The sequence below is a fragment of the Enterobacter sp. RHBSTW-00975 genome (assembly GCF_013615235.1).
Classification (GTDB): Bacteria; Pseudomonadota; Gammaproteobacteria; order Enterobacterales; family Enterobacteriaceae; genus Enterobacter; species Enterobacter ludwigii.
The window spans coordinates 153,282-165,922 of record NZ_CP055883.1 but is presented as its reverse complement, the minus strand read 5'-3'; the positions used below and the strand labels follow the sequence as shown (position 1 = coordinate 165,922).

Below are 12,641 nucleotides of genomic sequence, written 5' to 3'. Positions count from 1 at the left end.
AATAATAATGGTTACAAATTTGCCAATGCAACGCTGCAGTTTATATAATATTATATATAAAAACATATAGATGGGTGCGCATGATGAATAAGTTCCAGCTAAAACCACGCGAGTTAAAAATTATTTCCGTCATCGCAGCCACCCACAGTATTGGCGATGCCGCGGCCCTGCTGGGCATGGCACAGGCTAACGTCAGTAAATACCTTTCTGATTTTGAAACGCGTGTCGGTCTTAAGGTATTTGAGCGCACGACCCGTCAACTGGCGCTAACCCAGTTTGGCGAAGCGTTACTCCCCTACATTGACGCCACGCTGGATAAAAATAGCCAGCTCATTAATTTCATTGCTGATTATAAGCATGAGAAGCGCGGAAAAGTGACCATTTACGCCCCAACGGGTATCGTGATGTATCTGGCGCGACACGTGATCCATCAGATTGAGGACATCGGTGATATCCGTATCTCGTTAAAAACGTACAACCTGGATCGTAATGAATATTCCGAAGGGGTCTCGTTCCCCGATGATTGCGATATTCTCATTACCTATGCTCAGCCGAAAGATGAAAGTCTGGTCGCCAGTGTGTTAACGAAATATTCCGTCACGGCATTTGCCACTGAAGAATATTTGAAAAACCACCCCTTAACCGGACCTGAAGATTTAATGAATCACTCCTGTATTTTAATAGACTCGATGCTGGTGGATGAGGCGAACATCTGGCGTTTTCGCGTCCACGGCAGTGAGACCGTATATGATTACAGAGTGACCGGAAATTATATTTGCGACAATACGCAGACGGCGCTGGAACTGGCACGAAATAATCTCGGTATTGTTTTTGCGCCGAAAGAAAGCCTGAAAAAAGAGCTTAAGAGTGGTTCTCTGGTTCCCTGCTTCCCGCATCAGGAAGAGTGGTGGCTCGACCTGACGGCGATATTCCGCAAACGTGAATACCAGCCCTGGCGCGTGCAGTACATTCTGGACGGCGTACTGAACTGCCTGCGTCAGCAAATTGCTCAGGCTGCCCAGGGGCAACCTGAGCTGGAGGGTTAGAACAGCCCCAGTGGTTTATCGGAATAACTCACCAGCAGGCATTTCGTCTGCTGATAATGCTCCAGCATCATCTTGTGGGTTTCACGCCCGATGCCCGACTGCTTATAGCCCCCAAAAGCCGCGTGCGCCGGGTAAGCGTGGTAGCAGTTGGTCCACACGCGCCCGGCCTGAATGCCCCGCCCCATTTTATAAGCCAGATTACCGTTGCGGCTCCAGACGCCAGCCCCGAGGCCATACGGCGTATCGTTAGCAATCTCCAGCGCCTCTTCCATCGTTTTGAAGGTGGTGACGGCCAGCACCGGTCCGAAAATTTCCTCCTGGAAGACGCGCATGTTGTTTTTGCCGAACAGGATCGTCGGCTCCAGGTAATACCCGTCCTGCAGATCGCCGCCCAGCATTTTACGCCGACCGCCGGTCAGGACATCCGCCCCTTCTTTCTTGCCGATATCAATGTAGTTGAGGATAGTGTCCATCTGCCCGTGCGAGACCTGCGCGCCCATCTGAGTCACGTTATCAAGCGGGTTACCGCTGCGGATAGACTCGACGCGGCGAATGGCTCGCTCCATAAAGCGCTCATAGATAGACTCCTGCACCAGCGCGCGGCTTGGGCAGGTACAGACTTCACCCTGGTTAAAAGCAAACAGCGCAAAGCCTTCCAGGGCTTTATCGAAGAAGGCATCCTCTTCCTCCATGACGTCGGCGAAGAAAATGTTCGGCGATTTACCGCCCAGCTCCAGGGTCACTGGAATGATGTTCTGGGTCGCGTACTGCATGATCTGCTGACCCACTTCCGTCGACCCGGTAAACGCGACTTTGGCGATCCGTTTTGAGGTCGCCAGATATTCCCCTATCTCACCCCCCGCCCCGTTCACCACGTTAATCACGCCTGGCGGGAGAAGGTCGCCAATGACTTCCATCAGCAGCAGGACTGACAGCGGGGTCAGGCGGGCCGGTTTGAGCACAATGCAGTTACCCGCCGCCAGCGCGGGCGCCATTTTCCAGCTCGCCATCAGCAACGGGAAGTTCCACGGAATGATCTGCCCCACCACGCCCAGCGGTTCGTGGAAGTGGTACGCCACGGTGTCGCTGTCTACCTCGCTAATTCCGCCCTCCTGAGCGCGAATACAGGAGGCAAAATAGCGGAAGTGGTCAATGGCCAGCGGCACGTCTGCCGCCATCGTTTCACGGATTGGCTTGCCGTTATCCCAGGTTTCCGCCGTTGCCAGTAGCTCCAGATTCTGTTCCATCCGGTCAGCGATTTTGAACAATATCGCCGCTCTGTCCTGAACAGAGGTATGCCCCCATTTGTCTTTGGCTTTGTGCGCGGCGTCCAGCGCCAGGTCGATATCCCCCTTGCCGGAGCTGGCTATCTCACACAGCGGCTGGCCGGTAACGGGCGTCAGATTGGAATAGTATTCGCCGTCGACGGGTGCAACCCAGTCGCCGCCGATAAAGTTTTCATAACGGGGCTTCAGCTTGAGGGGAAAACCATACTCGCCAGGCTGGATACGCGATGAGGGAGGATTGTTTGTCATGACCGTCTCCTTGCTGTTGGTGTACAACAAGGGTAGTTCCGGCTGGCGATTTTCTCGCCAGCCGGTAACGGTGTTTACGACGGGGGTCACGGAGTTTCAGGAAATAATAACGAATCCCGCAATAAATGATCGTTGCCACGACGACGGGTAAAGCCGATGCGGTTGAAATATTCCAGGATCTGGATCGCCAGCTTGCGCCCGACGTTCAGCCGATCGCGGAAATCTGCTGCGCAGGTCGTGCCTCGCGCCTGATCCAGCTCGCGGATCAGGTTTGCAAACGCCACAATACGATCGTTACGGTAATAACGATCTTTTACGATCGCGACGATTAATCCCTGCTGCGCCGCATGGCGCAACACCTGGCGCATCACCTGTTCGTCGGTATTCGTTTCACGTGCGAGATCACGAACCCACCACGGCTCGTCGCCAAACAGCGGTGCCACTTTCTGCCATATCGCCTCTTGCCCGGCGTTGAACCCGGCTTTGTGATCCGGCAGATGCAGCCAGCCGTGGTGGCTTTTTATCAGCCCACTTTCGCGCATGTTTTCAATCAGCAGCAGCACCAGCGCATCGTTTTCCATCGGCAACGCCATGCGTCGCAGGCGTTCACGTCCCGGGCCGGGTTCATCCTGATGTTGTTCATGGTAAGTGGCGAGCGTGGTCAGTACCTTGCGCTGCCAGCATGCTGCAACCGGGGCATTCAGTAAATTGTTACCCGCCTGAATAAAACCAGGCTCCTGGGTCAGCAGGCGTAATCCTTCCGCGCTGAGCTGACGAGCCCATGCGAAATCGTTCAGATTGACGGCACCGCGCTCAAGATGAACAAGCAACGCGGCTTTATCATCCGCGGCCTGCGCCAGCGCTCCCAGCCATTGCAGATACTCCGGCTTGCGCTTGCCGCGACGCGGTGGGTTGAGCGTGACCACCCGCGCCCCGGCCAGCGTCTCCCGGGCCGAAATGTCACGCAGTACCAGACGGTCATTATCCGCGAGCCACAGTGGCGAATCGAAAACCAGTTCGGCAAGGTCATTTTCCAGCAGTGACACGCGCCCGGTGATATGGCTGGCCGCGTGGTGGATATGCAGCGGCTGCCATTGGGTCAGCGGCACATGCGTCTGCAGGGCGACGATCGCCCGCTCAGAAGGCTCTGGCGGTACACCGGCCAGCAGCCAGTCGCCACGGTTAAGCTTCTCTTTTTCCGCATCGCCCGCAATATTGAGCGCGATCCGCTGCCCGGCATGGGCATGCTCTACGGGCTGGTTCTGCGCATGCAAACCGCGCACACGCATCGGGGCGTTGGCACCCGTGAGCCATAAGGTATCGCCCACGTTCACTTCACCGCTCAGCGCGGTACCGGTGACCACCAGCCCCGCGCCTTTAACGGTAAAGGCCCGGTCGATCGCCAGACGGAAACGATGATGGCTGGCATGCTCGCGTGAAGTAAGCTGCTGCAAATGGTGGCGAAGTTCGTCAATACCGCGACCTTCTGTCGCCACGGTGACGAATAATGGCGCATCGGCAAATCCATACTCCCGCAAGGTCGCCTGCACGGTTTCGCGCACCGCGTTGAGTCGCGCCTCATCGACGCGGTCAGCTTTGGTCAGCGCAACGGTCAGCTGCGGGTTGCCCGTCAGCTGTAAAATTGCCAGATGTTCACGCGTTTGCGCCATCACGCCGTCATCACAGGCCACCACCAGCAGGGCATGATCGATACCACCGACGCCCGCCAGCATGTTAGAAAGAAACTTCTCGTGTCCCGGTACATCAATAAAACCCAGCACCCGGCCATCAGGCTGAGGCCAGTAGGCATAGCCCAGATCGATGGTCATGCCGCGTTTTTTCTCTTCCGGCAGACGATCGGCATTCACCCCGGTCAGGGCCTGTAATAAGGTGGTTTTTCCGTGGTCGACGTGACCGGCGGTGGCAATAATCATTTCAACAGCATCTCCAGAAATCGCGCTTCATCTTCAAGACAGCGTAGATCCAGCCACATTCGGCCATCGTAAATGCGCCCGATAACCGGTGCTGGCAAGGCACGCCAGCGCGCCGACAAAGCGTCAAGCTGGCTGCCGCGCCCGTCACGGGGTGTAAACGTGAGCGCCGCGCTGGGCAGCCTGTCCACCGGCAGTGAACCGCTGCCGATCTGCGACTGACAAGCTTCAAGGCGCACGTCAAAATCGGGGTAGTGCGGCGCAACGTGTGGCAAGAGCAGTTCACCCTGGGCGCGAATTGAGGCGGCATCACGGGCCAGCAGGCGCAGCGTGGGCAGACGTTCAGCCAGTTTTTCCGGGTGGAGATAAAGGCGCAGCGTCGCTTCCAGCGCAGCAAGCGTCATTTTATCGGCTCGCAGTGCACGCTTGAGCGGGTGCTGCTGCAGCTTCGCAATAAGCGCACGTTTACCCACGATAATCCCCGCCTGCGGTCCGCCAAGCAGTTTGTCGCCGGAGAAACTCACGAGACTGACGCCCGCCGCAATCATCTCCTGCGGCATGGGCTCTTTTGGCAGACCGTACTGGCTCAGATCGACCAGCGAACCGCTACCGAGGTCGGCCACCACCGGCACACCCAGCTCACGGCCCAGCTCCGCCAGCTCCGCCTCTTCAACGGTTTTGGTGAATCCGGCTATCTGATAATTACTGGTGTGAACCTTCATCAGCAGCCCGGTATTTTCATTCACTGCCGCGCGATAATCTTTTGCATGCGTGCGGTTGGTGGTGCCCACTTCATGCAGGGTACAGCCCGCCTGGCGCATAACATCCGGAATGCGAAACGCACCGCCAATCTCGACCAGCTCGCCACGGGAAACCACCACCTCTTTACCGCTGGCGGTCGCTGCCAGCATTAACAGTACCGCCGCCGCGTTGTTATTCACGATGCAGGCATCTTCCGCGCCGGTCAGCTCGCAGAGCAGGTCTGCCAGCGCCCGATCGCGATGTCCGCGCCCTGCGCCGTCCAGATCGTACTCAAGCGTCACGGGGGAACGCATGGCCTGCACGACCGCAGCGACGGCCTCTTCTGCCTGTTGAGCGCGACCAAGGTTGGTGTGCAGCACGGTTCCCGTCAGGTTGATGACCGGGCGTAACGCGCTTTGTGCTTTCTCCTCGAGCCTCAGTTCCACTTCCAGCCCCCACGCCGCACACCAGTCCGGCAATGCATTTTCTGTCTGAATATGGCTGCGGGCTTCGTCCTGAAGCAGACGTAATATTTCAACCGTCGCAGTATGGCCGAACCGCGCAACGGCAGCATGCACGCGCGGCTCGCGAAGAATACGGTCGGTTGCAGGGATCTGGCTGTACAGGGAGTGATGAGTTGTCATGAAAGCGCCTGGCGAGTAAATATCATCCCCCCTCCCGACGGGAGAGGGAGTCAACATAAGAAGGGATTGTACCGCCTCCTGCTGCGAAGTGTTATAACCCGCATCAAGCCTTTGGCGGTTCGGTACGGGCAAAGCTCTCGCGCTGAAAGAGCGTTTCTGCAAGCTTCACCAGCAATGGACGGTCGACGCACCAGCCGGGGGAAACGTGCCGGAAATTGAGATAACCGATGGCGCAGGCAATGGCTATCGTTGCCAGGTTCAGGCTATCGGGTTGAATTTTTCCCTCCCGGATAAGCTGTTCGCACCAGTCCAGGCTGCGGCTGATTTTTTCACGCTGGCGTAACAGTTCCGTTTCAGACTGCTGGGCGGCGGGTCTTGCCTGCTCGCGTACGGACGTTAACGCCGCATCCATAATACCGTCGGCCAGCGCTTCAATTTGCTTCATTGCCAGCGCCGCGTTTGGATCGGCCGGTAACATCGCCGGGGCCACGCCGAGCAGCTCGATGTACTCCGCAATAATGGGGGAATCAAACCAGTACTGGCCTTCGTCTGTTACCAGCGCCGGCACTTTTCCCAGCGGGTTGTACTGCGCCACACCGTTTTCAGCGTGATAAGGCTGTTCATTGACGAACTCGAATTCAATCCCTTTCTCCAGCAGGAGAATCGAGATTTTTCGCACGAAGGGACTGGTGTAGCTGCCGATAAGTTTCATTGCCTGATCCTTGATGCCGAAAAAAGTCAGTATGGATCAAGCGATGAAAAAAGGGCAGGTATGCGTGTCGCATTCCTGCCCTGAAGGGGTTAGTGATCGAGATAGAGGTAGTGCATCCAGCTGGTCATACGCAGCAGCACCTTACGCATTACCGAGACGTGAGCAAAGTGATCCGAATAGACCGCCACCTGAGCATAAATGCCGTCGGGCAGCGCATCGACATCAGCATTCGGCTCCAGCTCGATAGTGCCTAATACGCCATCGGTACCAGGGATCACGGTCAGCGACTGCAACGCACCCTGCGCCTGGTATGACCCCCCCGGCACCACCGGCAGAATACTGGTGAGCTTGCCGGAGAAGACCTGGCCCGGCAGCGCGTTGAAGACCACTTCCGCTTCGTCGCCCGGCTTCAGACGCAGCAGCGAGTTCTGACGGAACTGGGCCACAATCTGGCGTTTCTGTTCAGGAATAAAGACCATGACCGGGCGCAGCGGCAGCGCGGCAGCATAGGTCCCCGGACGAATCAGCACCTGCGTGATATAGCCATTGCTCGGCGCACGCACCACGGTCTGATCCAGGTTGTATTTCGCTTCAGCAAGCTGAGCACGCAGGGAAGCAACCTGGGATTGCTCACCGTTGACCATACTGTCTAACTGACTTTGTATTTGCGTCTGTTCAGCCACCGAGCCTTTTACCAGCGCATCCTGCGCCAGATAGTTTTGCCGTGCGTTGTCGATATCGCTTTCAGAGAACGGGTTAACCTTTGCGCGGCTGCCTTTCAGGTAGCGCTGGTAATCTTTATACAGGCGATCACGTTCAGCAGACACGCGCGTGGTATTGGCGACCGCTTCCGCAAGCTGCGCTTTGAGATTGTCGATGTTGTGCGTGGCGGTGACCAGGTCGGCCTGCAGTCTGTCGACGCGCGCCTGATAGCGGCCCGGATCAAGTTTAAATAACACTTCGCCTTTTTTAATTAGCTGGTTATTTTTATCGGTAACTTCACTCACTACCCCAGTAACCTGCGGCGTAATCGGAATGGAAATAACCGCTTTTTGCGCCGTAAAGGTATAGGGATGGTTATAGTTCATCAACAGGATAAGCCCGGCGACAATAAACACCCCACCTAATGTTGCGGTCGCGAGGGTCCACTGGTTTACCGGAATACGGAATATTTTAAAAATGGCCCAGGCAAAGGCTACATAGGTCAAAATAATCAGCAGATCCATGATTAGTGCTCCAGCGTATTCTTGTCAGCCGTGGGAGGTACCGCTGCCAGTTTTTGTTCTAATTCGGCCACACGTTTAGTCAGAGCATCCATACCCGGGACCTCATCAGGTTTTGAGATGTGGTTCTGCATCCCCCAGCCGCGATCTTCGCGGTACAACGTGGCCCAAATCCACAGGAACGGCCAAATCGCATGGAGCGTAAACAGGCTAATCCATCCCGCCGTATGAATGGCATCCGCATGGGGATGATTCCGTTTTTTGGCCATATTATAAGGAATATCATGGATGGCGATGATTCCGTAAAAAAGAACCAGAAATACAAAAATCAATACGCCCAGCGCAAAATAGTTGAGAAACATATTCTCCTCACTTAAACAACGTCAACTCATTAAATTAATAAAACGGTACGCAACCTAATTAATTTTTTATAAATACGAGGTGCACTTATATTTCAGAGCCGGGGAGTATCGTTTTTTATAATATCTCCATGCAAGTTTATAAGCGTGTCAAAATATATCCTGAATAATAATAGACTTAACCTTACAATATGAGCGTAACGTACCTTATTGCTTTTCGCCATACCACACATGAAAAGTCATTTTTTAGCTTTATGTGTGACTTCATGACATCCTGGCGTTGAATCGCCAGGCAGAATTTGTCGCCGATCACATCCGGAGAATTCTGCATAAAAATTTTTTGTGAAATTAGTCACAATCCAGAAACAAACTCACGACAACCAAATGTGATTTACATCACAGAAGTGGGTGGTTTTTGCTTTATTTATCGCCATCGTATTTTTTTTATCCACCATTTTTGTGACGAAGATCACCTCATTAATGTCTGCACCCCCTACATTTACGTGATTCATATCACACAAATTTCCGTCGTCTGGACAGTTGAACGATTCAGTGCCAGATTTCACAGCATCAGAACAGGGCCCGGCTACCTCTGCCGCCTCATTAACAATAAACCTCGGGCCGCAAGCCTAAGCGTAAACAGAAGAAGGGGTGTTTTATGTCATCCGATTTCAAGATCAAAGTTCAAAGCTTTGGTCGTTTCCTCAGCAATATGGTGATGCCAAATATCGGCGCGTTTATCGCGTGGGGTATCATCACTGCGTTGTTCATTCCGACAGGGTGGTTGCCTAACGAAACGCTGGCGAAACTTGTTGGCCCAATGATTACCTATCTGCTGCCGCTGCTTATCGGGTTTACCGGGGGTCGTCTGGTGGGTGGAGACCGTGGTGGCGTTGTGGGTGCCATCACGACGATGGGGGTTATCGTCGGTGCGGATATGCCGATGTTCCTCGGTGCAATGATTGCGGGCCCTCTGGGCGGCTGGGCAATTAAGAAATTCGACGTCTGGGTTGATGGCAAGATCAAATCCGGCTTCGAAATGCTGGTGAACAACTTCTCTGCGGGCATCATCGGTATGATCCTCGCGATTCTGGCGTTCCTCGGTATTGGCCCTGCGGTTGAAGTGCTGTCCAAAGTTCTGGCGGCAGGCGTTAACTTCATGGTTGCGCACGACATGCTGCCGCTGGCGTCTATCTTTGTTGAACCGGCGAAAATCCTGTTCCTCAACAACGCCATTAACCACGGTATCTTCTCACCGCTGGGTATTCAGCAGTCTCATGACCTCGGCAAGTCCATCTTCTTCCTGATTGAAGCCAACCCGGGCCCGGGCATGGGTGTTCTGCTGGCGTACATGTTCTTTGGTCGCGGCAGTGCGAAACAGTCTGCGGGCGGCGCGGCTATCATCCACTTCCTGGGCGGTATCCACGAAATTTACTTCCCTTACGTGCTGATGAACCCACGTCTGATTCTGGCCGTTATCCTCGGCGGTATGACGGGCGTGTTCACCCTGAGCGTGCTGGGCGGTGGTCTGGTTTCTCCGGCCTCTCCAGGCTCCATCCTGGCGGTCCTGGCGATGACCCCGAAAGGTGCCTATTTCGCTAACATCGCAGCCATCTGTGCGGCAATGGCCGTCTCCTTCGTGGTCTCTTCTATCCTGCTGAAAACCAGCAAAGTGAAAGAAGATGACGATATCGAAGCGGCAACCCGTCGTATGCATGACATGAAAGCCGAATCAAAAGGCGCCACGCCGCTGGCGGCGGGCGATGTCTCTAACGACCTGAGCCACGTACGTAAAATCATCGTGGCCTGTGACGCGGGTATGGGTTCCAGCGCCATGGGTGCCGGCGTGCTGCGTAAGAAAGTGCAGGATGCGGGTCTGACCAACATCTCCGTCACCAACAGCGCCATCAACAGCCTGCCTGCCGATGTTGACCTGGTGATTACGCACCGCGATCTGACCGAACGTGCGATGCGTCAGGTTCCTCAGGCACAGCACATTTCGCTGACCAACTTCCTGGACAGCGGCCTGTACACCAACCTGACCGAACGTCTGGTGGCGGCACAGCGTCATGAAGATAACGAAGTCAAAGTCCGCGATAGCCTGAAAGACAGCTTTGACGCGAACGACAGCCACCTGTTCCGCCTGGGCGCAGAAAACATCTTCCTGGGCCGCACGGCGTCCCACAAGGAAGAGGCGATTCGCTTTGCCGGTGAACAGCTGGTGAAAGGCGGCTACGTGCAGCCTGAATACGTTGACGCGATGCTGGAGCGTGAAAAGCTGACCCCAACCTATCTGGGTGAATCCATTGCGGTTCCACACGGTACGGTTGAAGCGAAAGATCGCGTACTGAAAACCGGCGTGGTGTTCTGCCAGTATCCGGATGGTGTACGCTTCGGTGAAGAAGAAGACGACATCGCCCGCCTGGTGATTGGTATCGCCGCTCGCAACAACGAGCACATCCAGGTGATTACCAGCCTGACCAACGCGCTGGATGACGACTCTGTCATTGAACGTCTGGCCAACACCACCAGCGTGGAAGAAGTGCTGGCGCTGTTGAACAAGTAACGGAACCTCTTCCCTCTCCCCCTGTGGGGAGAGGGTTAGGGTGAGGGCAAAGCCTCACCCCAGCCCTCTCGGGTAAAAACATTGATTAAGGTTAATACTATGAAAGCATTACATTTTGGCGCAGGTAATATCGGTCGTGGCTTTATCGGTAAACTGCTGGCAGACGCAGGCATTACGCTGACATTCGCCGATGTGAATCAGGTAGTCCTGGATGCCCTGAATGCCCGTCATAGCTATCAGGTACACGTGGTAGGCGAAAACGAGCAGGTTGAGACGGTGTCTGGCGTTAATGCGGTAAGCAGCATTGGCGAAGACGTTATCGACCTCATCGCCAGTGTCGATCTGGTGACCACGGCCGTTGGCCCGGTGGTGCTTGAGCGCATTGCCCCTGCGGTGGCGAAAGGCCTGGCAAAACGTAAAGCGCAGGGCATCGACACACCGCTGAACATCATCGCCTGTGAAAACATGGTGCGCGGCACCACGCAGCTGAAAGGCCATGTGCTCGCCGCCGTCGCGGACGAAGATAAAGCCTGGGTGGAAGCGCACATCGGCTTTGTGGATTCCGCCGTTGACCGTATCGTTCCGCCATCAGAATCCGCCACCCACGATCCGCTGGAAGTGACCGTGGAAACCTTCAGCGAGTGGATCGTCGATAAAACCCAGTTTAAAGGCGCGCTGCCAACCATTCCGGGGATGGAATTAACCGATAACCTGATGGCCTTTGTCGAACGTAAACTCTTCACGCTGAACACCGGGCATGCTATAACCGCGTACCTCGGAAAATTGGCCGGTCATCAGACCATTCGTGACGCGATCCTCGATGAGAGCATCCGTGCGGTGGTTAAAGGGGCAATGGAAGAGAGCGGCGCGGTGCTGATCAAACGCTACGGTTTTGATGCTGAGAAACATGCAGCATACATCCAGAAAATCCTCGGTCGTTTTGAAAACCCGTATCTGAAAGATGACGTTGAGCGCGTAGGCCGTCAGCCACTGCGTAAACTGAGCGCGGGCGATCGCCTGATTAAACCGCTGCTGGGCACGCTGGAGTATGGTCTTGCGCACGCCAACCTGGTGAAAGGGATTGCCGCCGCGATGCATTACCGCAGCGAACAGGATCCACAGGCGCAGGAGCTGGCTCAGCTGATTAACGATAAAGGCCCGCAGGGTGCGCTGGCGCAGATCTCTGGTCTGGATGCCAACAGCGACGTGGTTGTGGAGGCGGTGAACGCTTACAACGCAATCAAATGATGCAGAGTGCGGCGCAGGATAGCCTGCGCCCAAATAACAGATTGTCAGATATGCAGGCAATAATGGAACAAACCCAGGCCTTTGAAAATCGTGTGCTTGAGCGTCTGAATGCTGGCAAAACCGTACGAAGTTTCCTGATTGCCGCCGTCGAGTTGCTAACCGAGGCGGTGAATATTCTGGTACTTCAGGTGTTTCGCAAAGACGACTACGCGGTAAAATATGCTGTAGAACCGTTACTGGACGGAGACGGACCGCTGGGCGATTTATCGGTACGTCTGAAGCTGATTTATGGTCTTGGCGTGTTGAACCGACAAGAGTATGAAGATGCCGAGCTGCTGATGGCGCTGCGCGAAGAGTTAAATCATGACGGTAATGAGTACACCTTTACCGATGATGAGATCCTTGGCCCCTTCGGCGAACTACACTGCGTCACCGCGCTTCCCCCTGCTCCCCATTTTGATAACAGTGACCCTGAGCTGTACGCGATGCAAAAGCTGCGTTATCAACAGGTTGTCCGTTCCACAATGGTCCTTTCCCTGACTGAGCTGATTTCCCGAATCAGCTTAAAAAAAGCGTTTCAGAAGTAAGCCTGCTCACATTGGTGTATCCTTCCCTGTAAATTCCCCGTTTTCAGAG

The 12,641-nt window shown here is 55.0% G+C and carries 10 protein-coding genes; 4 read left to right on the top strand and 6 right to left on the bottom strand.

The window, feature by feature from the left end; genetic code table 11:
- Positions 1-80: 80 nt before the first annotated feature.
- Positions 81-1,046, top strand: coding sequence for a LysR family transcriptional regulator (locus tag HV340_RS00820; RefSeq protein ID WP_059305611.1), 966 nt, complete (start codon positions 81-83; stop codon positions 1,044-1,046).
- On the opposite strand, the gene HV340_RS00815 is transcribed toward HV340_RS00820, so the two are convergent.
- The 6 genes from HV340_RS00815 to HV340_RS00790 form a co-directional block, all read right to left on the bottom strand.
- A complete protein-coding gene (locus tag HV340_RS00815) occupies positions 1,043-2,581 on the bottom strand; it encodes an aldehyde dehydrogenase family protein (RefSeq protein WP_059305610.1) in 1,539 nt (512 codons plus the stop codon). The genes HV340_RS00820 and HV340_RS00815 overlap by 4 nt on opposite strands.
- An 86-nt stretch (positions 2,582-2,667) precedes the next feature.
- The gene (gene selB / locus HV340_RS00810) at positions 2,668-4,515 is read right to left on the bottom strand and encodes a selenocysteine-specific translation elongation factor (RefSeq protein WP_134179785.1); all 1,848 of its coding nucleotides are present in this window, start codon (positions 4,513-4,515) and stop codon (positions 2,668-2,670) included.
- Positions 4,512-5,897, bottom strand: coding sequence for an L-seryl-tRNA(Sec) selenium transferase (selA, locus tag HV340_RS00805; RefSeq protein ID WP_063925766.1), 1,386 nt, complete (start codon positions 5,895-5,897; stop codon positions 4,512-4,514). The genes selB and selA overlap by 4 nt, the downstream gene beginning before the upstream one ends.
- 103 nt (positions 5,898-6,000) lie before the next feature.
- Positions 6,001-6,609, bottom strand: a complete 609-nt coding sequence (locus tag HV340_RS00800; protein ID WP_014168092.1) for a glutathione S-transferase — start codon at positions 6,607-6,609, stop codon at positions 6,001-6,003.
- Positions 6,610-6,698: 89 nt separating this feature from the next.
- The gene (locus HV340_RS00795) at positions 6,699-7,835 is read right to left on the bottom strand and encodes an HlyD family secretion protein (protein ID WP_014168091.1); all 1,137 of its coding nucleotides are present in this window, start codon (positions 7,833-7,835) and stop codon (positions 6,699-6,701) included.
- Between the two features lie 2 nt (positions 7,836-7,837).
- Positions 7,838-8,194: a DUF3302 domain-containing protein gene (locus tag HV340_RS00790; protein WP_014168090.1), complete on the bottom strand. Its 357-nt coding sequence runs from the start codon at positions 8,192-8,194 to the stop codon at positions 7,838-7,840.
- Between the two features lie 655 nt (positions 8,195-8,849).
- Between HV340_RS00790 and HV340_RS00785 the strand changes: the two genes are divergently transcribed.
- From HV340_RS00785 to mtlR, 3 genes are all read left to right on the top strand, one after another.
- The gene (locus tag HV340_RS00785) at positions 8,850-10,757 is read left to right on the top strand and encodes a PTS mannitol transporter subunit IICBA (protein WP_014168089.1); all 1,908 of its coding nucleotides are present in this window, start codon (positions 8,850-8,852) and stop codon (positions 10,755-10,757) included.
- A 99-nt stretch (positions 10,758-10,856) separates the two neighbouring features.
- Positions 10,857-12,005: a mannitol-1-phosphate 5-dehydrogenase gene (gene mtlD, locus HV340_RS00780; RefSeq protein ID WP_025206445.1), complete on the top strand. Its 1,149-nt coding sequence runs from the start codon at positions 10,857-10,859 to the stop codon at positions 12,003-12,005.
- Positions 12,005-12,592, top strand: a complete 588-nt coding sequence (gene mtlR / locus HV340_RS00775; protein ID WP_025206446.1) for a mannitol operon repressor MtlR — start codon at positions 12,005-12,007, stop codon at positions 12,590-12,592. The genes mtlD and mtlR overlap by 1 nt, the downstream gene beginning before the upstream one ends.
- Positions 12,593-12,641 lie beyond the last annotated feature (49 nt).